Here is a 24762-nt window from a genome sequence, read left to right as displayed (position 1 = left end):
AAAACCATCGACACAGCCCGCCAGTGCGGTCAGTATAAATGCAGCAGAAATAGTCTTTAGTTTCATCTGGCGTCAGTTTCATCTGGCGTCCTTTTGATGTGATTTTCATTTCCACCAGAGCCAATCGAAGAAGGGATTGTCGCCGCCCATGGATGCTGCCGACGAGCTTATTCCCCTGATCTATGCCTCTCTGTTGCGAGAGGATCGCGACTTTACGCCCGGGGCCCTCGCGCGCCCGGACGGCAGAGCAATGCTATGAAGGCTCCGCGCTGGAAGCGCGCAACGCGGTTTTGCACCGGATTGCCAAAGACGGGCTGGACGCCGCCCGCATTGATCGCTGGATCGCGCTGTCCGGCATCGTGCCCAATCAGCTTGGGCCGGACAGCCCGGCCCAGCTGGAACTTTTGCTCAATCTGATGGTGCCGCTGATTGATCAGGGCAAGGGTGACCGGCAGGTGCAGCGGGAAAGGATCGCGGTCGCCAATGCGCTGATCGCGGCCCGGGAAAGCAAAGCGACCTTCATGCTGGCCCATGCCGAGCTCACCCTGGCCCTGGCCGAGGCCCGTGTGCTGCGGGCCGGGTCGGCCCCTCCGGCCAGGGCAGAGCCTGATTGGCCGCCGCCTTGCTGATCAGCTAAAGGGAACGCTGCCCGAATGGCTGCATTTTGGCACCATGCGGTGCATAATCCTCCCCCGGTGAAGTGGTCCGCCGTTACGTTTAGGAAACGGAGGACCGAAAATGGCAAACAAGCGACATAACGCGGAAGAGATTGTCTCGAAGTTGCGGCAGGTTGGGGTTCTGATGGGGAAAGGTTTGCCCTGTCTGGGCGCTATCAGGCGCATCGGCGTTGTCGAACAGACGTATTACCGCTGGCGCAAGCGATATGGCGGAATGGGCGTAGACCAGCTGAAAGAACTGAAGCACCTTCAGCAGGAGAATGAGCGGCTCAGGCGTGCTGTTTCGGATCTGACGCTGGACAAGCTGATCCTGACGGAAGCCGCGCGGGGACCCGTTCTGAACCGGAAGGGATTGCCTCATCCGGATCTGTCCTCGCCTGGTCAGGCCTGGGAAATCATCACATGCCGGATCGAGCTATCGGCATCCAGGCCGGAAACCGACATGTCGCAGCCATTGGCTTTCGTAACCCGATATCAGGATGATGTTTGAGAGCTGATCAGAAAGCCCCGATTTGTTTACTGCTCCGCTGGCGGAAGGTTGGCGCGCTTTTGCTGTGGCAGGCGAGATCTTTGATGGCCCGCAATCCCCGAATGATCTCTCCGGTGACCTGAGCAGCAATGAGTGACAGCGGATTACCCGGATTGTGGCCGGTGGAGGGGGCCGATGGCAGGAGGGTCAGCGGCAGGGGGCACATCCGCAGGCGAGAATAGTTGACTTTTTTACTGCGGTATCATCCAAGAGATGGGTCTCGCGAAAAGGATCAAGACTTGTACAGCTCCGGTTTCAGACGAACCCTCCTCGCCACGCTTTGCATCGCCACATTCAGTGCACCATCGCTGGTCCTTGCTGATGCGGGCTTTCCGACCCCCTTAGACTTCAAAGGCCGCATCCGGGCGGAAAGTGCTGTTCCCGGCATTCCGGTTCATGCCGGGGGCGAAGTCCGTATCTCGGCCGCGGGGCTCGCGCCGGGGCAGAAACTTGTTTTGCAGCGCGGCACAGAGGTTCTGTCCGATATGGCGCTGGTAGCAGATGAAAAGGGGAATGCCAGCCTGACCTTCACGCTGCCCTCCGATGCGGCCACTGGCCTGCATCCCCTGGTGGCGCTGCTGGAAGATCCGTCGATGACGACGACGGTCGACCTCAAGATTTCAAAGCCACTGGACTATCTGAACGAGAAGGACTGGACAGTCACGGCCGTGCAACCGGCGAAGGGACTGTATCAGTCCGCCTACAGCGCCCGCAGCGATGCGCTCTTTGTGACCGCGGCGGATTTCAATGCGGCGACCTCTGAACTGTTGCGTGTCGACCCGGAAACTCTTGAGGTGCTGGCCCGCGTCACGCCGGCGGATTTCCCCGAAGATCAGAAGCCGCCGGAAAAGGAGGGCGCTCCGAAGGGGCCGTTCAAACTGGCGCCTGCGGGTGTGTTCGGGCTTGGCCTTGACGAGGCTGCAGGCCGGATCTGGGTGACCAATACGCCGGACAATACGATTGCGGTCTACGCGCAGGATGACCTGTCGCTGGTGCATCAGTTCGCCCCCGGCACTGTTTACCATTCGCGCGATGTCATCATCGACCCCGTGCGCAAACGCGCCTTTGTCTCGTCTTCGGCCACCAGCAATGTCTATGTCTTTGACAGCGAAAGCTTTGCGCCGCTGGGTGTCATCGACATCCGTTCGGCTGAGCGCGGCGGTGACTTCTATGTCATGAGCCTTGCCATCGATCCGGCGAAAGGCGAGGTCTATGTGGTCAGCCGCGTCAGCAATGAACTGGCGGTCATTGACGCCGCCAGCCTCGAGGTAAAGAAGGTCTTCGCGCTTCCGGGGGCGAAGAATGCAACCGGGCTTGATGTCGACCCGGCGACCGGTCGCCTGTTTGTGGCCGCGCAGGACAGCAACAATCTGTTGGTGCTGAACCGCGAGACCGGAGACGTGCTTCATGATATCACTGTCGGCGCAGGCGCATTGAATGTTGTCTATGATGCGACCAGCGGGCTTGCCTGGGTTTCTTCGCGTGAGGCGGGCAGCCTGACTGCTGTGAACAATGACGGCGAGATTGTCGCGCATCTTGAGGGCGGCAGCTATGCCAACCATGTCGCGATTGATGGCAAAGGCGCGGTCTTTGCGGTCAATAAGTCGCTTGGCGCCGAGGATGCGAAAGGGGATTTCCTGCGCCGGATCACCCGCGCGAACTGATCCTTGCCAGACCAGATAAAAAAGCCCCGGATGCCATCGCATCCGGGGCTTTTTCTTTCAACTGAGCCTGGCTCAGAAGGTTTTCGAGAGGTTCAGGCGGAAGTTCCGGCCGGTTTCATTCACCCAGGGCTCACCGGGGCGTGGGCCGGTCGCGCCTTGCAGAGGCGTCATGGCATAGTGATAGGAGCGGTCGAAGACGTTCTCGACGCCGAAATCAATCACCATGCCTTCAAGATTGCCCTGCGGCACGGTGTAGCTGACTTTGAGATCATGCACGCCAAAACCGCCATGATGTGCGGTGCCGACAACAATGCCCTTCTGCGCCTCCATGCGCCAGGACACATCAATCCCGGACGCAAATTTATGGCCAACCGTCAGAGCGAGGGTGTCGCTCGGGCTGTAAGCGTCCAGATCCCAGACGCCCCCTGCCATCAGACGCTCATTCTTTGTCAGGTTCACGGTGCCGTTCAGATAGGTGCCGCTTGCCATGTTGTAATGCGCCGCGATCTCGACACCTTCACGCGTCAGCTGCCGGCCGGGAACGGAAAGGGCATACATCGTATTCCAGATTTCGCTGCGGTAAAGCGTGATCGAGCCGGTGAGCGTATCGCCCGCCGCCAGGAGATCGCTGCCCTCATAGCGAACGCCGCCTTCCCAGTTGCGCGACTGCTGCAGATTGTCGTCATAGGTGGCCAGCACGTCATAGGTCGGCAGCGCTTCGGTATAGGTGAACGAGCCAAAGACCTTCAGACCGTTGCCAAAGCCCTTTTCCAACCCGAGGCCAAGCGTGCGGGCCAGATTGTCATAGGGCCCACGCGGGGCGGTCGTGGCGCTGATCTTCTGATCTTCGAGACGCAGACCAAGGGTTGCAAGCAGCTCATTGCCGAAATCCATCGTGTCGATGGCGAAGAGGCTGAGACGCCGATCCTTGCCATTCGCGGGCGAGGTTTTCAGCCGGGTGCGATCTTCGTTTGACCATGCCAGACCTGCGCGCAGGCTGTGGCTGATGACGCCGGTGTCAAACCGCGCGGTATTGGTCAGCGTGACCCGGTCGGTTTTGGTGTTGAACAGGCCGGCCTGGGTCTGGGCAAAGCCGGGCGTCAGCGCCTCGATATTGTGATCCTGATCCGAATGCGAGTAGGTCAGTTCAAGATCAAGCAGATCATTGTCGGCAGGATTGTAGTTCCAGGTCAGCGCGGCCACATTCCCCTTGCGGTCGATATTCGCAAGGCCAAGCCCCCCGAAATCATTCAGCAGGTTCGAGAGGTTGACGTTGCTTTCCGAGCTTTCATAGCGGGTATAGCTGAGGGTGATGCTATTGGCGTCGTCCAGCCGGAACCGCGACTTGAACAGCATCGACGGCACGTTGAAACCGCGCGCGGTCTCATTGCCATCGGGATCTTCCTGGGCACCCTGTCCGCGCCGGGTATAGTTCAGCAGGAAGTCGACCGAGCTGTTCATCTGCCAGGCCAGCGTGGATGAGGTCACCCAGCCATCGCCATTGCTGTTGGCGCCGAGCATCTGGCGGATACGGAACCCGTCCTGGTCGCCGGTCAGGTCTGATCCGTTGATGGTGCGCGCGGTGACCGCACCGCCGGTAATCCCCGATCCATATTCCAGCGAGGCCAGCGGCCCGGTGGTCACATCGATCGAGCGCAACAAAGCGGGGTCTGAGATCGCGCCCGAGGAGCCCTGATAAAAGCGGCCCGGATTGTCAGCCACACCATCAACCACAATCTTTGTCGCCGGGTCGCCGGGATAATGGTGGTTGCCACCGAAACCGCGGATCGAAATGCCACCGGTCAGCAGATTGCCGCGGCGGGTGGTCGTGACCGAAGGCGCATCGCGCAACGCATCCTGCAAGGTGCTCGCCTGCGTGCGCGCGATACCCTCTGCATCGAGGCTGAAATTCGGCCCGGTTCCCGCAGTGACTGCGGGCGCGTCGGCATCAAGCACAATCACGCCCAGGTGGTTGGTGTCTGCTGTGTCGTTGTTGGTTGCTGTGGTCTGGGCAAAGAGCGCAAGCGGTGAAGTGGTGAGCGCAAGCGTTGCCGCGAATAGAAGTCTGGATCTGGCCATGCTGTCCTGCTGGAAACTGTCTGATTGGAAGCTTGGCTTGCGGACGCTGGCTTGCTTTATCCCCTAGTCCGAAAATTGACAGTTGTTGTCAACTTCTTACTGAGTACGCTCCGCCCCCCGTATCCGGCATCCATCACGCCCCGGATTGCGGCAGTTGCGGTTCGGGCATAGCGCGCCGCGCAACCGAATTGTGGCTGGCCCGGTTGCCAGAGCGACCCTCCGATTTGCCCTGGCTGGTGGCAGCAGATGGTTGCCGGGGCAAGTTTGCGCGGGATTCTCTGTTGCCGGATGGCAAAGATTGCCATACCTTGCGGGCAAGGAGAACGCCGATGAGCACGATGAACATTTCGCTGCCCGAGCCAATGAAGGCCTGGGTCGAAGATCAGGCGAAATCCGGGCGCTATGCCAATTCCAGCGATTATGTCCGCGACCTGATCCGGCGCGACCGGCAGCGGATCGAGGCGCGGGTGAGCTTGCAGGAGGCAGTGGATGCGGGGCTGGGCAGTGGCCCGGCCGAAGCCCTGGACAGGGCCGCTTTCAAGACTGCGATGCGGACCGGGCGCGACGGCTGAGATGCAGAGCGAACCGGGCTGGCTGCTGCGTCCGGCTGCACGGGCCGATCTGGCTGCGATCTGGCGCTACGGGGCCGAAAGCTCGGGGCCTGACCGGGCAGATCGCTATGCGGATGCCCTGTTCACACTCTTTGACCTTCTGGCGGATTTTCCCGATATGGCGCGTGAGCGGGCAGAGTTTACGCCGCCAGTGCGGATCCATCCCAGCGGCAGCCATCTGGTGATCTATCAGCAGGCCGGGCAGGGGATTGAGATCATCCGCCTGCTCTATGCGCATCAGAACCTGACCGATTATCTGGCGGAGGGGTGACTTTGTAACGGGCCTCGCCCGCCGGTCAGAATGGCAATGTCCCCGCCAGCCCTATCAGCGTCGGGACGCACTCCATGACCAAAGGGGCATGGCCAGCGCCGCCGCCTGCATCGAGGCGCCCGGCGCCACCCACCACTGGATGAACCTGCGCCGGCATATGGTGCCGGGCAGGAGGCCCTCATTCAGTTTGTCCCGCATCACGGACCGGAAGCCTTCGGAAAGAGCGGTTTCATTTTGTCCCCCGATCAACAGAAGCCGAAGGCCTGCGTTCCGAACCCGCCGCTGATGCCGTTTCCGTTGCTCAGTTGAATGCAGCGGGCGCCGTGACAGTGGGAAAGAACGTGACCACGGAATTCGCCTTCTTCTCACCTGGCCCGACCCGGAACGCTCATGACTGACGCGCATGCAGGAAGGGTCCTCCGGCGGATCGGCGGCCGCCGTGGCCTGCGGCTTCGTCGATATCGCCTTGGGGTCCCAGATGGTGGCCTCCTTCATTTGAACTCGCGGCTGAACTTCCGTCTCGTCATATCTGCATTCCGGTTCCCTGGGCGCGATCTTATCTTAGTGTACACCAAACCGGCAGCAGTTCACTGCCCCGGTCTTACGACCGGAGCAGTCTTTGCCTACCAGATCTGCGCAGGGGAAAGCGGGCTTGTTGTCATATTCAGCCCGCCGCGCACCCTGAGGCGCACATAGGCGGCCCGGGCCAGCGCATCACAGTCGTCAAGGCTGCGCTCCATCCAGCGCGTGCTGAAGTCCGACAGCAGGCGGCAGGCGAGACCGCGTTCTCCCGCTGCGCTCAACAGGCCCGAGGCCCGCAGCGTCTCAGGCAGATCGGCCCGGATCAGCGCCTCAAGATCGCGCCAGTGGCTGTAGATTTCGGGCAGCAGGGCCTCGCCATCCTGAAAGGCCAGATGCATGAGCTTGCGGAACTGATAGACCGCACCATCGGCGCTTTCGATCCCCTGCGGGATCCGTGACACCACCTCGGGTGATTTCGCTTCCTTGCGGCGATCGAGGAAACGGCCGCTTTCACCTTCGGTCAGATGGCGGTGCTGGCGATAGGCCGGCGGCACCTCATCCATGCCAAGGAAGACCGGCGTCAGTGGGGCGGCAACCGGGCCGATGGCGGCATGCCACATCATCCTTTGCTCGGGGAAGTCGGGTTCCGTCAGCGGCACGATCTGTCCATAACCGGCAGTATCCCCGGTCAGCTTTTCGGTCGCGATGGCCCAGACGATATCCTCGAGTCCCAGCTTTTCGGGGCGGGCGGCGCGGGACTGCATCTCAGCCTCGATCCAGGCCTGACCTTCCCAGCGACCCTTGCCATCGCCATAGACGGCATTGACGTCAAAGACACCTGCAGCCGGATCATACCAGCCCAGATCTATGGCAGTGCTGATGAAATGCTGCGGGAACAGGAAATCTTCGTCCGGCTCGGCCGGGATCTGCCCGATATAGCCCGGGCGGGAGACACGGATGCTGTGGTCCCCCAGCCGCTCGGCGACCCAGAGACGCCGTCCGCCGGCAAATTCAATCACCACCCAGGCTTCATTGCCATCCGCGATGATATGCGAATTCCCGCCATAGGTTGAATAGCCGTGGCTGGCGATCAGATCCCCTATGATCTGCACCCCTTCGCGGGCGGTGCGGGCGCGTTCCAGCACGATGCGCGCCAGATCCGAGTAATTTGGTCCGGTCTGATCCTTTGGCGTCATGGCAATCAGCCGCTCGGACGAGGTTGACCAGATATCGCGGACGGCCACCCCGTATTCGTTCAGTCCGCCATTGGTCAGCGGGCAGGGCACGCCAAGATAATGGCTGTAGCTGACCCGCATATGGCGAAATGTGCTGGCAGCCTGCGGAATCTCCGAAAGCAGGCCCGGCATCAGCGCAGCAGGCGTCACCCCAACGGTGATTGTCGCCTCGGGCGCATGGCTGGCGGCAGGAATGATCTCCAGCCAGTGGCTTGATGGCTCATCGCCATAGCCGGCCAGATAGGGAAGACCGTCGGCCGTATGGGCGCGGCCGATATAGATACCGTAACTCATGGAACGTCCTTGTCGTCTCTGCTGCTGTCCGGGGTCAGCCGGAAAGCGGGAAGTGGCAGGCAAAAACCCGGTCAGTGCCTTCGGCCTGATGGGCCGGCTTAAGCTGGTGGCATATTGGCTGGGCCAGCGGGCAGCGGGTCACGAAATCACAGCCCTTTGGCCGGTTCAGCAGGCTGGGCACCTCGCCCGCAAGACCCAGGCCGCTCTGACGCTGATCGGGATCGGGCTGCGCGATCCCCTTCAGCAGCGACGCGGTATAGGGATGGCGGCAGTCGCGGAAAATCGCGTCTGTCGGCCCTTCTTCCACGATACGGCCAAGATACATGATCGCGATGCGGTCGCTGATATGGCGGACCACCGGCAGATTGTGGGTGATGATAAGGTAACCGAGGTTATAGCTGCTCTGCAGCCCGGCCATCAGATTAAGCACCTCACCCTGCACCGAGACATCAAGCCCGGCGGTCGGTTCATCGGCCAGCAGAAGACGCGGGCTCAGTGCCAGCGCCCGTGCCACCCCGACGCGCCTCGCCTGGCCGCCCGACAGCTGATGCGGATGGCGCGACAACAATGCCCTTGGCAGCCGCACCATATCGGCAAGGCGTTCCACCTCGGCGTCAAGGCTGCGCCCTTCCTCACCATGAATCTGGAACGGCTCGGCGATCAGGGCGCGCACGGTTTTGCGCGGCGAGAGCGAGCCATTCGGGTCCTGGAACATCATCGCCATATTGCGGCGGAGGGGCTTGAAGGTGCGTTCGGGCATGTTCTGCACCTCGGTGCCGTCGAACAACACCTTGCCCGAGGTCACGGGCACCAGGTTCAGAATGGCCCTGCCAAGCGTGCTTTTGCCCGAGCCGCTTTCCCCGACAAGGCCCAGCGTCTCTCCCGCGCGAAGCCGCAGGCTGACATCGAGCACAGCATCCAGCCCGCGCGGGGCCCGCCGCGCAAGTTTTGCGGCGAGCTGGCTGCCGATCTGGAAGCGAACGCCCAGATCAGACACTTCCAGAAGCGGCGCTGCGCTGTCCTGCGCTGCTACCGGCGCGCGCGGCGGTGACGTGATGACAGCAGCCGGTACCGGTGCCGGTTGTTCACTGCGCCAGCAGCGCACCATTGCGGTCGCGTCGCGTCGCACTTCCGGCGGCGCGCTCTCACGACATTCCGCGACGGCCTGGCCGCAGCGGGGGGCAAAGATGCAGCCCGTTGGCAAGGCAATCAGATCGGGCAGATCGCCCGGAATGATCGGCAGCCGGCTGACCCGTTCGGGGATCCGCGCCGGATCGCATTCCAGCAATGCGCGTGTATAGGGATGCTGCGGCGCATGGAAAATCTGCGAAACGGTGCCGGTTTCGACCACTTCTCCCGCATACATCACCACAACATCGTCGCAAAGCTGCGCAATCAGACCCAGATTATGCGAGACCACCGCCATGGTGGTTTCGCTGTCCTGCTGCAGATTGCGCAAAAGCTCGATGATCTGCGCCTCCATCGTCACATCAAGCGCGGTGGTCGGCTCATCCGCCAGCAAAAGATTTGGCCCGGTGAGCAGCGCCATAGCGATGCCGGCCCGCTGCCGCATGCCACCGGAAAACTCATGCGGATAGCGGCCCAGCCGATATCCCGGATCCGGAATTCCCACCTTTCCCAGCATTTCCACAGCAGCCTTGCGCTTGGCGCTGCGGCTCATCCTGCGGCGCCGGTAAAGCAGGTCGCGCATCTGGGTGCCATAGGTCAGCAAGGGTGCCTGCGAGGTCATCGGGTCCTGGAAGACGACCGAGATTTCCTCTCCGCGCAGCGCGCGGCGCGCGCGCTCGGACAGGCGCAGAATGTCACGGCCCTCATAGCGGATCGTGCCGTCAGTGATCTCGGCATTAGCCGCAAGCAACCCCATGACAGACCACAGGACCGAGCTTTTTCCCGAGCCGCTTTCGCCGACAATGCCGGTGATGCGGCCCTTGCGCAGATCAAAGCTGATATTGCGCAGGGCCTTCATGCGGCCCTGGCTGGTCTGGAAATCGACCGAGAGCCCCCTGATCTCAAGCAGGTTTTCCATCGTCAGCGTGCCTTGTTCATGCGCGGATCGAAGGCATCCCGAAGGCCTTCGGCAAAGAATGTGAAGCCAAGCGTGGTCAGCACCAGCGGCAGGCCCGCCATCAGCACCATCCAGGGCGAGTCGCGGATCACCAGATAGCCGTCATTGAGCAGCGTTCCCCAGCTGGCCAGCGGCGGCCGCACCCCCAGTCCGAGGAAGGAAAGCCCCGCCTCCAGCGCAACCACCGCCGGCACATCCATGGCGGCAAGGATCAGAAGCGGCCCCATGATATTGGGCAGGATATGGTGCAGCATGATCCGGAGCGTCGATGCCCCCAGCGAGCGTTCAGCCATCACGAAATCGGTGCCGCGCAGCGCCAGCGCGGCTGTCCGCGTCACCCTGGCATATTGCGGGATCGAGGTCAGGATGACGATCGCCATCACCAGCGCAAGGCTTGGCCCGGTCAGTGCCACCATGGCAAGACCCAGAATGATGGTCGGGAAAGAGCGGATCGCGTCGAACAGCAACAGCAGCAGCTGATCGAGCCAGCGCGGTCCGAAGGCCGCCATCATGCCCAGCATCAGCCCCAGAACCAGCGAGATCGTCACGCCGACGGTTGCGATCAGCAAAGCAATGCGGCCGCCATAAAGAATGCGCGACAACGTATCGCGTCCCAGCTGGTCGGTGCCGGCAAGATGCTGCCAGCCGGGGGCGGACAGCCGGGCTGGAATATCCATCGCATTCGGATCATAGGGCGCAATCAGGGGCGCCAGCAGGGCGGAAAGGCAGAACAGCAGCACCAGCGCCAGCCCAATCATGGCCTGACGGTTTGACAGAAAGGCGGCAATCTGGCGGCGGCGCTCATTGCGGGCACCGCGCCCCGCAGCAAAGCCGGAATCAGAGCGAGTTTCGGACACGGGGGTCGATCCAGCTGATAAGAAGGTCTGAGATAAGCACGACCAGGATGTAAAGCGCGGTGGTCACCACCACGGTGCCCTGGACGATCGGAAAGTTTCGCGCCTGCACGGCGTCATAGAGCAGTTTGCCAATGCCCGGTCGGGCAAAAATCACCTCGGCGAAAACGGCGGAAGACACCAGGCCTCCGAAGCCCATGCCGATCAGGGTGATCGTGGGCAGAACGGCCACCGGCAGGGCATAGCCAAAAACGATGCGCAAAGGCCGCAGGCCGAAGGCACGGGCCGAACGGATATAGGGCTCGCCCATCACCTCCAGCATCGACGCGCGCACCATTCGCGCCAGATAGCCGACCCAGCCCACCCCGACCGCGAAAGCGGGCAGAATAAGATGACGCAGCTGGCTGGAGATATTGCCGGACTGGCCCGCGCTCATCGCCGGCAGCCAGTTCAGCTGAACCGAAAGGATCAGCAGCGACCAGATCGCCATCAGAAAGGAGGGGATTGCAATGGTTCCGACCGAAAGGACGCCGGTCACCCGGTCCAGCCAGCCGTTCGGCCGCACCGCAGCCAGACAGCCCAGCGGAATGCCGATCACAATGGCCCAGCCCATCGCACCGGCCATCAGGGCCAAAGTATAGCCGATCTGCTCGCCGATGATGGCCGAGACAGCCCGGCCCGAAAAGATATCCTCGCCCAGATCGCCGGAAAACAGGCTGCGCGCATAGGTGAGGAACTGCACCCAGACCGGCTGGTCGAGATTCATTTTGGCAGTATAGCGCGCAATGGCCTCGGGCGTCGCCTGGGGCCCGAGCGCAATCGTGACCGGATTGCCCTTTACCAGCCGCAGCAGGGCAAAGAGCGTGATCACAACCGTCGTCACAATGGCAAATGCCAACCCGACGCGCTTTATGAGATATGCAATCATCAGAGTTCCGTCGAATTCGCCTGCCCCCGCCGGAATGGCGGGGGCCACAGTCAGCTGTCATCGCCGCTCAGGCAGGCTGAAACAGCCGGTAGTCCTGCTGCCCCGAAGGGGAGATCCGCACTGCAACATCGGTTTTGTGGATGTAATAGCGCGGCTCATGGCAGAGCCAGACATAGGCACCAGTCTCTTCCATGAGATCCTGGAGCCGCAGATAGATGTCATTGCGGATCGCCGGGTCGGTTTCGGCAATCCCCTTCTCGACCAGGGTGTCATATTCCGGATTGGTCCAGCGTTCCCAGTTCCATTCGCCGACCTGAGACGAGACGAACCACTGCGTCGCTTCATAGGGATCGGGAACGCTGCCAAACCGCATGATCCACAGCTGCAGATCTTTCCAGGTGTCACCGGCAGATTCCATGCCCATTTCCCAGAAGCTGCCGCTGTCCATCGGGATGATTTCCAGCGTGATCCCGATCATCGCCAGATTGGCCTGGATGATCTGAGCCGCAAGCATCGGCTGCTGCTGGTTCAGCACTCTGAGGCTGAGCTGCAACGCGCTGACACCGGCTTCATCCAGCAGCGCCTGCGCTGCCGCGACGTCAAATGTGTAGAACTTTGTCTCGCTGCGATGGCCGATCAGCCCCGGGCAGACCACCCCATAGGACCGGCTCGCGACATTCGAATAGGCGGCCGCAATGATCGCGTCGCAATCCACCGCATGCTGGATCGCGCGGCGCACGCGAATATCCTGCAGAAGCGGATGTTCGGTGTTCATCCCCAGCCACATGAAATTCAGCTCGCCGGCCTTGGTCAGCGCCGAATTCTCCGGAACAGATGTCTGGTAGCGCGCGACGGCATCCGAAGCGATCTGCGTGATATCCAGCTCGCCGGCCTCATAGGCCAGTTCGGTCGCCTTGACCTGCGAGATGATGTAAGACTGCACCTCATCAAAGGCAGGCTTCGGCCCGGTCCAGTCAGGATTTGGCAGGAATTTGACCATCTGGCCGGGGATATTCTCGATCCGGTAGGGGCCGCAGATGGCGGGGAATTCGGTGGTGAAGCGCCCCCCCACATCCGCCATCGCCTTTTCGCACAGAATGGCCCCCGGTCCGTGGCAGAGCGTTACAAGGAAGAAGGGTGCGAAAGCGTTCTTCAGAACGATCGTCCCGGTACGCTCGCCGGTGACCTCGACATGGTCGAGCACCTCGAAGTAGCCGCCCCATTCGGAATCTTTCATCCGCTCATAAGAGAATTTGACATCCGAGGCGCGCAGCGGGCCATAGCCTCCAGACCAGTTCAGTCCCTCGGTCAGCTCAAAATCGATATGGGTCGGGTCACGCAGCTCCAGCCGGGTCACATAGTAGGTCGGCTCCCAGTCCAGCACACCGTCTCTGGTGACATATTGCGCGAGGAAGGGCAGACATTGCTTCTGCACCTCGATCTCGAGCCCGCCGGTCATATAGCCTGGATCAAGGATCTTGATATCCCCGTCCTGGCGTACCCGCAGCAGTGGGCGGGTCGAAGTGCCAGCCTCCTGAGCCATGGCATGCCGCATGGGCAGTCCGATGCCGGCAAGCGCGGAAAACGCAGTGCCCGTTGCGAGAAAGCCCCGCCGTGTAAAGCCGAAACGACTCATGATTCTCATTCCCTGGATATTATTTTTTAAGGAAACTCGCATCAGACCCTCCTCTTTTCCAGTCTGTTGTCCTTCGCGACTTGACGCGAATTACGCTTCAATGTGATGTAGAATCATGGAAGACGATTTCCCGCGAAACCTGTCACTGCTTTGCAGCTATCACCATTCGGTTGCGGAGGCTTGCCGTCGGTTGAAAATGAACCGGCAGCAGTTCAACAAATATCTCAACGGCCAAAGCCGGCCTTCGCGGCGCAACATGCGCCGGCTCTGCGATTTCTTCGGGGTAACCGAGACTGAGATCCTGATGGAGCCATCGCAGCTTGAGCAGATCATCTCGTTGCGGCGCGTACCCGATCCCCAGCCGCAACCGGGTGAAGCCAGCGCGCATGTCGAGGCGCTTTACCGTCACAGCCAGTCGCTCGAAAAATATGTCGGCTATTACTACAGGTATTTTTATTCTTTTGGCAACAATGGCTTAATCACGAAGTCTCTCGTCTCGGTCTATCGGCGCAATGACCGCTATTACTGGAAGAACATCGAGATCATGCGCGATCCGGTGACCGGGAAAGTCGTCGGGCTCAGCAAATACAGCGGTGTCCTGCTCTATCTCGCCGACCGTATCCATGTCATCGAATATGAGACGCTCGACTTTAAATCCCTGACCCAGGTCACGCTCTATCCCAGCTATCGTCACCAGCTGCTCCGGCTGATGGGCATCCAGACGGGTGGTCCAACCCGCCGCGGGCGCAAACCCGGGGCGTCAAAAGTGGCGCTTGATTACCTCGGTCGCAATATCGATCTGCGCAAGGCCCTGCGCGCGGTGGGCGTCTTCCCGCCGCAGGCCGCCGCATTGCCGGCCGATATCCCCGATCTGGTGATGAACCGGATCGAGCCAGGCACCTATGTGCTTGAAGTGGACGAACCCTGAGCCCCGCGATCAGCGCCGCGATCACGGCTTTTCGCGCGGAACGAAGTGCAGGTCATTGTGGCAGGCCACTTTCGGGCGCTGCGCGATCTGCCTCCGACTCGAGGCAGATGCACGCTCTGAACGGATCCGCGCAGCCAGGTTGGGTCAGGTCTTTGCGATGCAGCGATAGGTCACATCAAAGCCAAAGGTCGATTTCTGTTCCATTCCGGTCAGAACAGCATGCCTCCCTGAACGCGCACACTCGCTTTGTGCCAGCATGTCATAGCGCTCGGGCGGGCTCTTCCGCGTGGCGTCAATCAGCCCGTGCAGCACAACTCCATCGGTGGTGCTTCGCAGAATTCTCACCGGCTCTTCGGGCCTGGGGCCGCTGACGCAGGCCGCCTGTGTTGCGGCAAGCAACAAAATCAGCGGCAGTCGGGTCAGGGTCCTGGTCATCTGATACCTCTCTCATTCGGCAGGTTCGAAACGGAAAGGCTCTGCAGCGACAAATTCCGCCGAGACCTCGCCCGAGCGGATGCTGCCCATATCCACGCCCAGATCCAGCTGACGTACACCGCTGTCACTGTCAAAATCCAGCTGCTTCAGATCAACCCAGAACACATTGGGCGAGATCGCGGATTCGACGTAGAACAGCCGGTCCTTCTGATCCGCCACCACCCGCCAGCGTGTGGTCGAAAGGTTCGGCGCATCCGGCGTCGAAATCCCATAAGGCACCGAGGCATTGCGGATCACGCTGAAGGCCGCTGCCGCAGCCTCGCGCGGGTCATCCGATTGCACGACCATGTCGATATAGGTGCCGGCGCGCACGAAACGGTCAGCGGCGCGGGTGGTGCCGGGCAGCACCTCGCGCGGGTTGACACCCTTCCAGTAGGAGGCCAGCGCGAGTTGCTCATCATAAGGCGGGTCATTGGTCATGACGTTGAATTCTGGCCCGTGATGGATCACCAGTTCGCCATTGAGCCATTCCAGAATGGCACTGTCACCGCTCGCATCCGACAAAGACAGATGCACGGTCGTCAGCCGTCCCGGCTGCATCGGCACATCCCTGGTCAGGACATGAAAGGGCTGCGCCTCCAGATCCTTCACTGCCTCGGCAACGGTTGCGTAATTATCCATGAAATACTGCGCCCAGAGCGAAAGCGACATCTGCGGTGTCTGGCCATCATCCTCGGGATAGTCCGAGGCCACCAGCCAGAGCATATTGGCAACCAGCCCCGCCTCGTTCATGCCGTCGACGGTCGAGATGTCATAGCCTGAGACAATCAGGCTGCCATATTTCGAGGTCCATTCCAGCGAGCGTGGACCTGCCTCGCCGGTGCGGGTCATGCCGCGCGGAAAGACCCAGAGATTCGAGACCATCGGCAGGCTCCAGTCCATGGACCGTGCGGTCAGGACGCGGCCTTCGGGCCCGTGATAAACAACACGGGTGCAGGCCTCGGCAATCGGGGCTGCCGCGACTGCGAGCGCAAGCGCGAGGGTAAGGGATCTGATCATGTGTTTCTCCTCAGAATCGCCAGGTCGCGCCGAAAAGCGGCCCGCCCATGCGCACATCGACCGCTGTGCCGCCACTGCGGTAATCGACATTCAGCTGCCGGTAGCCGAAAGACAGCCAGAGATTGTCATTCACCTCATAATTAACCGTCGCAAGAATCTGGCTGGTGCTTTCCGAGCCAACTCCGAAGCCACCAAAATCGGCATAAACCACCGCAGACCATTGCGGGGCCAGCGCGATATTGGCGCGGGCCGCGAGGATCGGATCGACGAAATCCTTTCCCGGCGATGCCTGCATCATTCCGCCCGCAACGGTGACGCTGCTTTTGATGCTGAAGGCCCGGGCACCGCCCAGGAGGTCTAGGGTAAAGGCCTCATTCTGCACCGCCCGCCAGCCTGCCAGCAGGGTCAGAGAGCGTTGTGTCAGCTTGCCCTCGGCCGGCAGACCCGGCGGCACATGGCCGGATTTCGAACTTGAGGACCAGCTCAGATCCCCCGTGATCACCAGGCGGTCACGCCGCGCATAGCCCGAAAGAAAAAAGGCACCGTCAACATCTTCGATGACGTCGGAGAAACCCTTTTTGAAGGACAGCGTCGGTGCGCCCGTAAAGGGGGTGACATCGCCGCCAAACCCTGCGGCCCAGACATAGGGGGTGACCTGGCGTGACCAGCCCTCGGCCAGAGCCGCGGTTGATCCAAGGGCGAGAATGGCCATAGCCCCCAGCAGGTTGCGGATCATGTCATGCTCCTCACAAGGTATTTTTAAACAGGCGGCCATCCTTGAGGATGACCCTCAGATTGCTGCTGTCAGAAAGCCAGTCGAGCCCGGCTTCAGCATCGCCATCAACCACCAGAAGATCGGCCAGCACTGCCTCGGCGATCACGCCAAGCCGTCCGTCATAGGGCGCGCGTGCCCCCGACAGTGCCAGAAGATCACCCGCCGCCCCGGTTGCCCGGTGCAGCGCCGCCAGCGGCGACATGAAGCGGGCCAGCTTGGTCAGCTGCTTCGCCTGGGTTTCGCCGCCGCCGTAAAGGATATCTGTGCCGAACGCCCAGTTGACCTTGTGCTTGTCGGCCCATTCAAAGGCCCGCATCGTGCCTTCAGCGACCATTTTCTGCGCGGCGATGGCCTTGGGATCGGTGTATTTATTCGCATCTTCATCGGCGAGGAACGGCTGGATCGACCACCAGGTGCCATTATCCGCCATCATGCGGACGGTGTCCTCATCCGCCAGCTGGCCATGTTCGATCGATTTCACGCCTGCTTTGATACAGCGCTGGATGCCAGCCGAGGTATAGACATGGGCGCAGACATAGGTGCCCCAGTCGCTCGCGGCATCGACTGCGGCGCGCATCTCTTCCAGCGTGAACTGCAGCGATTCCAGCGGGTCATATTGTGAGGCGACGCCGCCGCCCGCCGCGATCTTGATCTGGCTCGCGCCCTTCATCAGCTGCTCGCGGGTGCGGCGCAGCACCTCGGGGACGCCGTCAGCCAGCGCCGACATGCCAGCTTTGGTCGCGTAATCGGGCTGGTCGACCGGCATCATCGGCAGCGTGTTCTGAAAGCGGAAATCGCCATGGCCCGAGGTCTGGCTGATGATCGCCCCGGCGGGGAAAATGCGCGGGCCGGTCACCACACCGCGATCCACCGCGGCCTGCAGGCCAAAGGCCGGTCCGCCGACATCGCGCACCGTGGTAAAGCCGCGCATCAGCGTCGCGCCCGCCTCTCTCCCCGCCATCAGATGCAGGAAGCCGATATCCTGGGTCATCGCGGCCAGCTGGCTGACCGAGGCAAGCGTCGTATGCCAATGGCTGTCGATCAGACCAGGAATGACAGTCCGCCCGCCGCAATCGATCCGTTCAGCCTCTGCCGGGCCCTGGCCCGCCGCCGGCAGCGCAGCAATCCGGCCGCCCTCAACCAGAATGTCGACGCCACTGTGAAGGTTCAGCCTTGTACCGTCGAAATATTTCAGATTGGTCAGCAAAAGAGGCGCGCCAGGCGTCTGCGCCCGCACCTCCTTTGGGGCAAGGCCAAAACCTGCGAACATCCCGACGACCGCTGACATCCCTCCGAGCATCTGACGACGCGAGATATCCGCCTCAATCCGGCGCATTGCGGCCAGGGTATCGGGGCTGCCGCAATGGCAAAAGTGCATTAGTCCTGTGTCGGCAAGAGATGCACAGCAGGTTTGACACATGCGATTGCTCCATGACGAAAAAAGGCAATAATTCAACGATCTGCAGAATCCCAAGCAGATCGCAACTCTGGAATGAAAGTCAACTGCCCATGCAAGCCTGAATTGAGATCTCCAGCACGAAGCGCCAGCATTCAGGATAACCGGCATCCTGTTATGGGCTGGCTCCACCGCGTCATTTGCTGCCCGCGATATGATAATGATAGTCAGCAGATCCCGCCAGAACGTGGTTAGGTCAGCAAACCACAGCAGATCCTCATTCCCTGCACCCTGAAAGATATGCGGCTGCCTGGGACCCCGTGTCGCTGGTCCAATCATAAGAGCCTCCGACATAGCCACCGACCGGCATCAGGGTCCTTTCGCGCTTCCATGCACCAGAGAAGGACGGCTCGCCTCTCGCATCCCCGATGCGGACGACTGATCGTCGCGGCCTTCCGGTCGGACAGCTCGCGCATATACCAGAAGTGGATCAGCCCCGAGTGGGCGAGGGGTGGCTGACCCGGATCGTCACCCTCACAGCATCGTCATGAACCCCGTGAGCTTGTCGCCCGTTATCTCTTCGGAAGGAGAACAATAATGGCAAACGCATCGCACAAAAAATTCGGCAAGGGTGTCCAGGGCAAAGGGGATGCCTCAGGCGCTATGACCATGTCCGACATCGACAGGATCCCGCCGAACGAAGTCTTGTCCAACCGCGATAAGCAGCAGGATCCGCGCAAGGGCGGGCATGACGGCAAACACGTGCAGACAGAGCAGTACGAGGATCACTCGGCAAACCGGATCCCGAAAGAAGAGTGACCGCCGGCGCCTCAGCCACCGTGATGTAACCCCCTGTTGCGCCCGCTGTAGTCATATGGCGGGCGTCAGCCTGTGAGAGAGAGGAGGGCGGCCAAGAGCTGTCGCGAAGTGAAGGCAGAACTTCGGGGATCCGGATGGCGCCGCCGGTGATTCCGGAGCGGTTCTGCGGACCATGCGTAAGGAAAATGGGGGCGTCAACGATGGGGGTGATGGGCGGTGGATCCGTTCATATTTCGCATTAGATCCTTGTTTTTAAATGGTAAAAACTCGACTCAATGCTGGCTAGCGGCAAAATAATGGGTGCAAGCGCAAAGTAATGATTCTGCTTAGACACCGACTTTGGCAACAACCCCAGGTGGCTCATAAGCATAATTATGTAACACAATATCGAAGCCGTGCCAGGCACGCGAGGTCATGTTGACAAATGGCGGAACCATATCCTGATGCAGGCGACGTGGACGAAGCCGAGAGAGTTTTCGGTGGTTTTGTCGTAGCGGTTTGCCAGCCGACGGCTGTTTTTTCAGCTTGTTGAAGCAACGCTCGCCTATCTTGCGCCGGGTGTAGATGGTTATGTCAACAGACTTGAGCACCCTTCGGTTCTTTCGCATCGGTATTATGGGCAGGGCGTTGAGGCACTTGATGTCTTCACGAATTTTATCAGACACGTAGCCCCTGTCGGCGACCGGAACGGTGGGCTGTGGCATATTGTCGGCCATCACCAGATCGTAGCCGGTGTAATCGGGATCCTGCCCAGGCGTGATCTCGGCCCTCATCGGGAGGCCTGCGCCGTTGACGAAGGACGACGGATCCTGGTCGAGAACCCAGCTCTCGAACGGCCAGGAGCCTCTTGTCAGCAGTCCCCTCTTGCGCCCGCCGCATGATGATGGGCACGGATCACAGTGCTATCAACCAGCTGGAGCTTGTCTGACGCGATCCCGGCGTGGTTCAGCGGAATAAGGATATCCTCCCACAGCCCAGCCAAAGTCCAGCGTCGGAACAGACGGCAGACCGAGGACCACTTGCCGAACTCTTCTTGCAGATCACGCCATGGCGAACCACTCCTTGCGATCCAGAAACTTCCATTCACAAAAAGACGAGGTCCGCAGGTTTCTGCCCGTTCGGGTGCCGGATGGCACGAATGAAGCCCTGGAAGAAGGTCCACTCATCGTCGGATATCAGGCTGCGCGCCAAGTTCATCTGCCACGCCGCGATGAGCTTGAAGCATAGGTCACAGAACAGTGGAATCCATTTTTTCAACACGCCTAGCGCGCCAAGGCCCGCGTCGACAGCCGATGCTGGCCGCCGGTCAGCTGATGGCCAGCATGGGCGGAATCCCCTGCGGGCCATCTGGTCAAAGGGCGACAGGCGGATCGAACCGTCCGCGAAAATCAAGCGCGGTGATGAACGTGGCACCGGCCTCCGGCAGGGCAATTCGGTCCGCTTCCGGAATGCCGTGAAGCGCCGTGGTGACAAGCATGTGACGCGCTTCTGGCCCAACGAAGGCCGGGCAGGTGACATTGGCGGCTGGTACAGAAAGTGAACCGATTTCCCGACCATTCGGCGTGTAGCCGTTCACCTTGCCAAGCCCATAAAAAGTCACCCAGATATTGCCATCTGCATCTGTGACAGCGCCATCAGGGCTGCCGGCGAGCGGGCCGAGAAAGGTCTCGGGCGCGGCCAGCGGGCGGCCATTCCGGGGATCGGTTGCAACCCGCATGATGGTGCGGCTGGGCGTGTCGCAATAATAGGCGATGGTTCCATCGGGCGAAAAACAGATCGCGTTCGGGATCGTGATTCCCGCCCACAGCCGCTCCAGGCGCCCCCTGAAATAGTGGTAGAAGCTGCCGACGCCTGGCTCGCATCTCCAGCCCATGGTGCTGATCCAGAAGGCCCCGGACGGGTGGACCCGCGCATCGTTCGAGCGGGTGACCGGATCATCCGCCTCGATGGCGAGATGCAGACTCAACGCGCCGGTCCGCGGATCACGCAGGTAAAGGCCCTTTTCAGCCAGCAACAGCTGCCGGCCATCTGTCGTCACCGCCATCGCGCTGGCTGAAAAGGGCAGTTCATGCACTTCGGTCTCGCCTCCGTCCATCTTGCGGGTGAAGAGGCGATTTCGTTCGATATCGAACCACCAGGCGAGATCGCGCGCCGGGTCGTAACCCGGGCCCTCGCCCAGCTCCAGCCGGTGGTTATCAAGCATTTGCATGGGGTGTTTCTCCTTTTGCGGGATAAGAACAGACGCATGGCCCGCCTGTTGAGAAGGCGGGGTAGAACGGGTTGTGCAACGCCTGCCCAAAGCCGCGAGCCAGGATCCCGTCTCGAAAGCTGAGTGCTGCCGGGCTGAGCTTATGCGCATGCACCTCGCATGGCTGGCAGAAGCAAATAGGTCTCTATTTGTGGTGGGCTGACGCAGCCGGATCGCTTCCAGAACCTCGCGATGTGTTCCCAGCTTTCCAGCGTAATTCTCCGAGGCCAGGTTGGGCATGCGGAACGCGGTTCGCCGTGCCGTACCAATCATCGCCCCGAATTTCGCCAGGAACGGATTGAGGCTTGCGCGAAGGACCACGGTAAGAAATGCGGCATCAGCGGCCACGCGGCTTTCTATATCGGAAACATCCGCGCAGCAGATTTCTTCACGCCAGCCCAGCGGCCAGGGGTCGAGGTGGATCCAGCTTTCAACCGGCAGGGTGACGGTGCCAGAACGGGTGCGGCATTTGATTGGCCCCTTGCCCGCCAGCGTCCGGATCGCCTCGCACAGCGCGGTGGGGCTGACGCCGGGACTGCCGCTCAGGTCGGCCTCGGTCGACACGCGGTCCCCGGGCTCAAGCGCATCCGAGAGGACCTGCCCTGCCAGCATCAATGTCACCTGATCACGCGGCTTCTCACGCGGGGTCTCAGCAGTAACAGTCCTCGCCCGGGCCATGGTCATCCGCTTCGATTAAGGCAGTATTCCGCCTGCAACACCGCCAGGATCAGACGGCTGCCTTTCGCCAGAACGTGACAGAAGGCGGCAAGTGGGGGCGGGAACATACCTTTCTTCAAAACGCCGATGACAGCCACACCGCGCAAAGCCCCAATCACCGTGCCACGCCCGCCCTGCAGTGAAAAGCCGCCAGGGAAGGTCGCCGTGATTGCCTCAGGCTCAATCCCCTGGCCTTCCTTGCGGCTGTGGTGCGTGTCATCGTACCCGAGGTTCTGTTGTGGCGCAGGCGCGCCGGTACATGCCTGATCGCCACCATATTCCGCGAGGATGCCGCTCTTGTTGCCGGGATTGCCACCGGCAGGGTTCGCTTCTTCGCCTATCTGTCTCGCGGCTTCATGGCCGGGATCGCGGGTTTTCTGGTTGGCGGCGCCGTCGTTGGTGTCTTCTTCGCGGCCTGCCTGCGGATGATCCTCCAGAATGCAATGAGCCACCTGCAGGTTTCGGTCTATTGGCAGAATAACTTCACCGGCTTTCGGACCCTGATCGCGACCGGAGGTTATGCCAACGCGGCTCGGTTGCGGCGGGATGGCCCGCGCTCTGATTGCGCATAAGGAAACAGCTGTTTCCGGCGCCTCCCCCCAAAACAGCTGACCTGTCTGGCGGAGCGACATTGGCGCAATGCCGCAAAAGGGCCGCATGCGGTCAGGCAGGATCAGACCTTTCGCGCCCGGTCATAAGCCTCGACCAGCGCGCGCGCCCTGGCGCGGACCTGATCCGCGCTGTCGCCGGGGCGGTAGACGGCAGTGCCGAGACCAAAGGTCACTACGCCCGCCCTGATGTAATCCCCCATATTCTCGGGGGTGACACCGCCCACCGCGCCAAGAACCGTGCCTTTGGGCAGCACGGCCATCAGCGCTGCGATGCCACCCGGCCCCATCAGCGAGGCGGGGAAAAACTTCAGCCCGGCGGCGCCCGCCTCCAGTGCGTCGAAAGCCTCGGTCGGGGTCAGCACGCCGGGCATTGTCACCATGCCGCGCGCAACCGCATGGGCGATCACCGCAGGGCGCATATTAGGGCTCACCATCAGCCGCCCGCCCTGCTCCGCCACCTGATCGACATGCGCGACCGTCAGCATGGTACCGCCGCCGATGAGCGTGGTCTTCCCGTGGCGGCGCACCATCGCCGCGATGGAGTTCAGCGGATCGGGCGAGTTCAGCGGCACTTCCAGCGCCTCGAACCCTTCCTCGACCAGCACGTCCGAGACGGCATCGGCCTCGTGCGGGGTGATGCCGCGCAGAATGGCGACAAGACCGCGTTTCTGCGCGGGCCAGCGGATGGCTTCAGTCATGTCAGGCTCCAGATTTCTGTTGCGGCGGCCAGAAGACCGGCACGGGTGGCGGTTTCCGCATCGGCAAGGCGCGGCTCGATCCCGGCGCGGCGCAAAGCGGCCAGGTAAAGCGCGCCGAGGCCCTGTTGCCCCAGAAGGGTGACGCCTTCGGTGCCGGCTTTCGGCACCATGCGGCCGATCTCGGCCCCGATCACCAGACCAGAGAGACGGGCGCGGGCGGCTTCCGGGCTGGCAAAGCCCAGCAGGCCACTGGCCCGGATCCCGAACAGCGCCTCGAACAGCAGGCCCGGATCGGCCAGCGCCGCCTCTGCCGCCTGCAGGAAGGCGGGGTCATCAGGCGTGGGATTGCCGGTGTCCGGCAGGCCAAGCCGCAGAATGCTGTTTTTTGACAGGAGCTGATACAGCTCGCCGGTCAGGAAGCTCTGGAAATCGCTGACGGCACCCTGCTCCAGCCGGGCCCATTTGCAATGGGTGCCCGGCATGCAGACCAGCCCCTGATAGCCAAGCTGCGCCAGACCCAGCAGCTGGGTCTCTTCGCCGCGCATTACATCGGGGCGGGCGGGATCGCGCCGGGCCAGACCCGGCAGGATCCGGATGTCACGCGTCCCGGCCTTTTCCGGCGGCAGGCGCAGGGCTTGTGCCGCCAGCGCGGCTACCGGTGCGGGCAGATCGGCATAGGGCGCCTCGGCCCAGCCCTGCCTGGCCCCCGCCATGCCACAGATCAGCACAGGCCAGCCGGCAGGAGCCGTGGCAGCGGCCAGATGCGCGTCCAGCACCGGCGCGAAGCCTGCGGTGACGCAATGCGACATGCCTTCCGGCCCCCGGCTTTCGCCCAGCACCGTGCCGGCTGCATCCACCACCCAGAGGCGGAAGCTTGATGTGCCCCAGTCGACAAGGATCGCGCCGCTCATGCGTGTTGCCGCACGCTCAGGCCGCCATCCACCGTCAGGCAGGTGGCGGTCATGAAGGGGCATTCGTCCGAAATCATGAAGACCGCCGCCCGGGCGATTTCCTCGGGTGTGGCAATGCGACCCTGCGGGTGCAGCGCCATGGTTTCGGCGCGCGCCGCTGCAGGGTCGGCATGTTCGTCCCACCAGTCCAGCACTTTCTTTGTCCTGACATAGCCGGGGGCCAGCGCATTCACCCGCACGCCTTCGCCGGCATATTCCAGCGCCAGCGATTTCGTCAGACCCAGAAGCGCGTGTTTCGCCACCGGATAAGGGAAGGTTCCTGGGATGATCGTGAAGGAATGGGTCGAGGCGATGTTCAGGATCACCCCGTGTCCGGCCGCAATCATCCCCGGCAGAACCGCACGGGCGCAGGCCCATGCGCCATCCAGATTGATCGCGAAGGCCCGGCGCCATTCGGCCTCGGTTGTGTCCAGCGGTGTGTGGAAGACATTGACGCCCGCATTGTTCACCAGCCCATCGAGGCTGCGGCCGGCCTGTGCCGCCGCATCGGCAAAAACCTCCGCGACCCGGCCGGGATCGGCGATATCGGCCGCCGCCTGCAGAATGCAGCCGCCGGGGGTGGCGAGCAGATCCGCCACCGTTGCCGCCAGCAGATCCGCATCCAGATCCAGTAAGAAGAGATCCGCGCCTTCGGCCCGGAAATCCGCAGCAATCGCCCGCCCGATGCCCTGTGCAGCGCCCGTTACCGCGATGAAACGCCCGCTCAGCCTGCCTGTCAT

The 24762-nt window shown here is 61.8% G+C and carries 22 protein-coding genes and 3 pseudogenes; 8 read left to right on the top strand and 17 right to left on the bottom strand.

What is annotated here, in order from left to right; translation table 11 throughout:
- Window positions 1–182: 182 nt before the first annotated feature.
- From AC4FS3_RS23905 to AC4FS3_RS23895, 3 genes and pseudogenes are all read left to right on the top strand, one after another.
- Window positions 183–629, top strand: coding sequence for a hypothetical protein (locus AC4FS3_RS23905; protein WP_491022584.1), 447 nt, complete (start codon window positions 183–185; stop codon window positions 627–629).
- 109 nt (window positions 630–738) lie between these two features.
- Window positions 739–1020: pseudogene (locus AC4FS3_RS23900) on the top strand (transposase); the annotation flags it as partial.
- A gap of 425 nt (window positions 1021–1445) precedes the next feature.
- Window positions 1446–2870: a YncE family protein gene (locus tag AC4FS3_RS23895; protein WP_491022583.1), complete on the top strand. Its 1425-nt coding sequence runs from the start codon at window positions 1446–1448 to the stop codon at window positions 2868–2870.
- Between the two features lie 72 nt (window positions 2871–2942).
- Here AC4FS3_RS23895 and AC4FS3_RS23890 read toward each other — a convergent pair whose 3' ends face one another.
- Window positions 2943–4949 carry a TonB-dependent receptor gene (locus AC4FS3_RS23890; protein ID WP_491022582.1) on the bottom strand — a complete coding sequence of 669 codons (2007 nt, stop codon included), beginning with the start codon at window positions 4947–4949 and terminating at the stop codon, window positions 2943–2945.
- A 329-nt stretch (window positions 4950–5278) separates the two neighbouring features.
- On the opposite strand from AC4FS3_RS23890, the gene AC4FS3_RS23885 reads away from it, so the two are divergent.
- From AC4FS3_RS23885 to AC4FS3_RS23875, 3 genes are all read left to right on the top strand, one after another.
- Window positions 5279–5521 carry a type II toxin-antitoxin system ParD family antitoxin gene (locus tag AC4FS3_RS23885; protein ID WP_283179838.1) on the top strand — a complete coding sequence of 81 codons (243 nt, stop codon included), beginning with the start codon at window positions 5279–5281 and terminating at the stop codon, window positions 5519–5521.
- A 1-nt stretch (window position 5522) separates the two neighbouring features.
- Window positions 5523–5831 carry a type II toxin-antitoxin system RelE/ParE family toxin gene (locus AC4FS3_RS23880; protein ID WP_491022581.1) on the top strand — a complete coding sequence of 103 codons (309 nt, stop codon included), beginning with the start codon at window positions 5523–5525 and terminating at the stop codon, window positions 5829–5831.
- A 403-nt stretch (window positions 5832–6234) separates the two neighbouring features.
- Window positions 6235–6330: a hypothetical protein gene (locus AC4FS3_RS23875; protein WP_491022580.1), complete on the top strand. Its 96-nt coding sequence runs from the start codon at window positions 6235–6237 to the stop codon at window positions 6328–6330.
- A gap of 124 nt (window positions 6331–6454) precedes the next feature.
- Here AC4FS3_RS23875 and AC4FS3_RS23870 read toward each other — a convergent pair whose 3' ends face one another.
- The 5 genes from AC4FS3_RS23870 to AC4FS3_RS23850 all read right to left on the bottom strand — a co-directional run bounded on the left by AC4FS3_RS23870 (window position 6455) and on the right by AC4FS3_RS23850 (window position 13386).
- Window positions 6455–7882: a C69 family dipeptidase gene (locus AC4FS3_RS23870; RefSeq protein WP_283179836.1), complete on the bottom strand. Its 1428-nt coding sequence runs from the start codon at window positions 7880–7882 to the stop codon at window positions 6455–6457.
- A 34-nt stretch (window positions 7883–7916) separates the two neighbouring features.
- Window positions 7917–9929 carry a dipeptide ABC transporter ATP-binding protein gene (locus AC4FS3_RS23865; protein ID WP_491022579.1) on the bottom strand — a complete coding sequence of 671 codons (2013 nt, stop codon included), beginning with the start codon at window positions 9927–9929 and terminating at the stop codon, window positions 7917–7919.
- Between the two features lie 2 nt (window positions 9930–9931).
- Window positions 9932–10825, bottom strand: coding sequence for an ABC transporter permease (locus AC4FS3_RS23860; protein ID WP_249499359.1), 894 nt, complete (start codon window positions 10823–10825; stop codon window positions 9932–9934).
- Window positions 10806–11750, bottom strand: a complete 945-nt coding sequence (locus tag AC4FS3_RS23855; RefSeq protein ID WP_283179834.1) for an ABC transporter permease — start codon at window positions 11748–11750, stop codon at window positions 10806–10808. Before AC4FS3_RS23855 ends, AC4FS3_RS23860 begins: the two co-directional genes overlap by 20 nt.
- A 67-nt stretch (window positions 11751–11817) precedes the next feature.
- Complete coding sequence (locus tag AC4FS3_RS23850; protein WP_491022578.1) at window positions 11818–13386, bottom strand: ABC transporter substrate-binding protein; 1569 nt, start codon at window positions 13384–13386, stop codon at window positions 11818–11820.
- Between the two features lie 115 nt (window positions 13387–13501).
- Between AC4FS3_RS23850 and AC4FS3_RS23845 the strand changes: the two genes are divergently transcribed.
- Window positions 13502–14314 (top strand): helix-turn-helix domain-containing protein, encoded by an 813-nt coding sequence (locus AC4FS3_RS23845; protein WP_283179832.1) that lies wholly within the window; start codon window positions 13502–13504, stop codon window positions 14312–14314.
- Between the two features lie 144 nt (window positions 14315–14458).
- Here AC4FS3_RS23845 and AC4FS3_RS23840 read toward each other — a convergent pair whose 3' ends face one another.
- The 5 genes and pseudogenes from AC4FS3_RS23840 to AC4FS3_RS23820 all read right to left on the bottom strand — a co-directional run.
- Complete coding sequence (locus tag AC4FS3_RS23840; protein WP_283179831.1) at window positions 14459–14749, bottom strand: hypothetical protein; 291 nt, start codon at window positions 14747–14749, stop codon at window positions 14459–14461.
- Window positions 14750–14761: 12 nt separating this feature from the next.
- The gene (locus tag AC4FS3_RS23835) at window positions 14762–15808 is read right to left on the bottom strand and encodes a linear amide C-N hydrolase (protein ID WP_491022577.1); all 1047 of its coding nucleotides are present in this window, start codon (window positions 15806–15808) and stop codon (window positions 14762–14764) included.
- A 10-nt stretch (window positions 15809–15818) separates the two neighbouring features.
- Window positions 15819–16544: a hypothetical protein gene (locus AC4FS3_RS23830; protein ID WP_491022576.1), complete on the bottom strand. Its 726-nt coding sequence runs from the start codon at window positions 16542–16544 to the stop codon at window positions 15819–15821.
- A gap of 10 nt (window positions 16545–16554) precedes the next feature.
- Window positions 16555–17871, bottom strand: a complete 1317-nt coding sequence (locus AC4FS3_RS23825) for a metal-dependent hydrolase family protein (RefSeq protein ID WP_491022605.1) — start codon at window positions 17869–17871, stop codon at window positions 16555–16557.
- A 270-nt stretch (window positions 17872–18141) separates the two neighbouring features.
- Window positions 18142–18318: pseudogene (locus tag AC4FS3_RS23820) on the bottom strand (SOS response-associated peptidase family protein); the annotation flags it as partial.
- Window positions 18319–18576: 258 nt separating this feature from the next.
- Here AC4FS3_RS23820 and AC4FS3_RS23815 point away from each other — a divergent pair.
- Entirely contained in the window at window positions 18577–18798 is a 222-nt protein-coding gene (locus AC4FS3_RS23815; protein WP_283179826.1) for a hypothetical protein, read from the top strand.
- A 412-nt stretch (window positions 18799–19210) separates the two neighbouring features.
- Here the strand turns inward: AC4FS3_RS23815 and AC4FS3_RS23810 are convergent.
- The 6 genes and pseudogenes from AC4FS3_RS23810 to AC4FS3_RS23785 all read right to left on the bottom strand — a co-directional run bounded on the left by AC4FS3_RS23810 (window position 19211) and on the right by AC4FS3_RS23785 (window position 24762).
- A pseudogene (locus AC4FS3_RS23810) lies at window positions 19211–19995 on the bottom strand (IS5 family transposase).
- A 154-nt stretch (window positions 19996–20149) separates the two neighbouring features.
- A complete protein-coding gene (locus tag AC4FS3_RS23805; RefSeq protein ID WP_491022575.1) occupies window positions 20150–21724 on the bottom strand; it encodes an SMP-30/gluconolactonase/LRE family protein in 1575 nt (524 codons plus the stop codon).
- 2 nt (window positions 21725–21726) lie between these two features.
- The gene (locus AC4FS3_RS23800) at window positions 21727–22395 is read right to left on the bottom strand and encodes a hypothetical protein (RefSeq protein ID WP_491022574.1); all 669 of its coding nucleotides are present in this window, start codon (window positions 22393–22395) and stop codon (window positions 21727–21729) included.
- 41 nt (window positions 22396–22436) lie between these two features.
- On the bottom strand, window positions 22437–23072 hold the full coding sequence (locus AC4FS3_RS23795) for a 2-dehydro-3-deoxy-6-phosphogalactonate aldolase (RefSeq protein ID WP_491022573.1): 636 nt from the start codon (window positions 23070–23072) through the stop codon (window positions 22437–22439).
- Window positions 23069–23983, bottom strand: a complete 915-nt coding sequence (locus AC4FS3_RS23790; RefSeq protein WP_491022572.1) for a 2-dehydro-3-deoxygalactonokinase — start codon at window positions 23981–23983, stop codon at window positions 23069–23071. The genes AC4FS3_RS23795 and AC4FS3_RS23790 overlap by 4 nt, the downstream gene beginning before the upstream one ends.
- Window positions 23980–24762, bottom strand: a complete 783-nt coding sequence (locus tag AC4FS3_RS23785) for an SDR family oxidoreductase (protein ID WP_491022571.1) — start codon at window positions 24760–24762, stop codon at window positions 23980–23982. The genes AC4FS3_RS23790 and AC4FS3_RS23785 overlap by 4 nt, the downstream gene beginning before the upstream one ends.

This window comes from Pseudogemmobacter sp. TB195 (assembly GCF_058313095.1).
The sequence above is the reverse complement of the archived record's forward strand: the minus strand, read 5'-3'. Positions and strand labels throughout refer to the sequence as shown.

What these genes read in the sequence shown, in the direction of transcription:
- AC4FS3_RS23905 (WP_491022584.1), top strand. Translation starts at nt 183, where the DNA reads ATGCCTCTCTGTTGCGAGAGGATCGCGACTTTACGCCCGGGGCCCTCG.
- AC4FS3_RS23890 (WP_491022582.1), bottom strand. Translation starts at nt 4,949, where the DNA reads ATGGCCAGATCCAGACTTCTATTCGCGGCAACGCTTGCGCTCACCACT.
- AC4FS3_RS23885 (WP_283179838.1), top strand. Translation starts at nt 5,279, where the DNA reads ATGAGCACGATGAACATTTCGCTGCCCGAGCCAATGAAGGCCTGGGTC.
- AC4FS3_RS23880 (WP_491022581.1), top strand. Translation starts at nt 5,523, where the DNA reads ATGCAGAGCGAACCGGGCTGGCTGCTGCGTCCGGCTGCACGGGCCGAT.
- AC4FS3_RS23875 (WP_491022580.1), top strand. Translation starts at nt 6,235, where the DNA reads ATGCAGGAAGGGTCCTCCGGCGGATCGGCGGCCGCCGTGGCCTGCGGC.
- AC4FS3_RS23870 (WP_283179836.1), bottom strand. Translation starts at nt 7,882, where the DNA reads ATGAGTTACGGTATCTATATCGGCCGCGCCCATACGGCCGACGGTCTT.
- AC4FS3_RS23865 (WP_491022579.1), bottom strand. Translation starts at nt 9,929, where the DNA reads ATGGAAAACCTGCTTGAGATCAGGGGGCTCTCGGTCGATTTCCAGACC.
- AC4FS3_RS23855 (WP_283179834.1), bottom strand. Translation starts at nt 11,750, where the DNA reads ATGATTGCATATCTCATAAAGCGCGTCGGGTTGGCATTTGCCATTGTG.
- AC4FS3_RS23850 (WP_491022578.1), bottom strand. Translation starts at nt 13,386, where the DNA reads ATGAGTCGTTTCGGCTTTACACGGCGGGGCTTTCTCGCAACGGGCACT.
- AC4FS3_RS23845 (WP_283179832.1), top strand. Translation starts at nt 13,502, where the DNA reads ATGGAAGACGATTTCCCGCGAAACCTGTCACTGCTTTGCAGCTATCAC.
- AC4FS3_RS23840 (WP_283179831.1), bottom strand. Translation starts at nt 14,749, where the DNA reads ATGACCAGGACCCTGACCCGACTGCCGCTGATTTTGTTGCTTGCCGCA.
- AC4FS3_RS23835 (WP_491022577.1), bottom strand. Translation starts at nt 15,808, where the DNA reads ATGATCAGATCCCTTACCCTCGCGCTTGCGCTCGCAGTCGCGGCAGCC.
- AC4FS3_RS23830 (WP_491022576.1), bottom strand. Translation starts at nt 16,544, where the DNA reads ATGATCCGCAACCTGCTGGGGGCTATGGCCATTCTCGCCCTTGGATCA.
- AC4FS3_RS23825 (WP_491022605.1), bottom strand. Translation starts at nt 17,871, where the DNA reads ATGTCAGCGGTCGTCGGGATGTTCGCAGGTTTTGGCCTTGCCCCAAAG.
- AC4FS3_RS23815 (WP_283179826.1), top strand. Translation starts at nt 18,577, where the DNA reads ATGGCAAACGCATCGCACAAAAAATTCGGCAAGGGTGTCCAGGGCAAA.
- AC4FS3_RS23805 (WP_491022575.1), bottom strand. Translation starts at nt 21,724, where the DNA reads ATGGCCCGGGCGAGGACTGTTACTGCTGAGACCCCGCGTGAGAAGCCG.
- AC4FS3_RS23800 (WP_491022574.1), bottom strand. Translation starts at nt 22,395, where the DNA reads ATGTCGCTCCGCCAGACAGGTCAGCTGTTTTGGGGGGAGGCGCCGGAA.
- AC4FS3_RS23795 (WP_491022573.1), bottom strand. Translation starts at nt 23,072, where the DNA reads ATGACTGAAGCCATCCGCTGGCCCGCGCAGAAACGCGGTCTTGTCGCC.
- AC4FS3_RS23790 (WP_491022572.1), bottom strand. Translation starts at nt 23,983, where the DNA reads ATGAGCGGCGCGATCCTTGTCGACTGGGGCACATCAAGCTTCCGCCTC.
- AC4FS3_RS23785 (WP_491022571.1), bottom strand. Translation starts at nt 24,762, where the DNA reads ATGACAGGCAGGCTGAGCGGGCGTTTCATCGCGGTAACGGGCGCTGCA.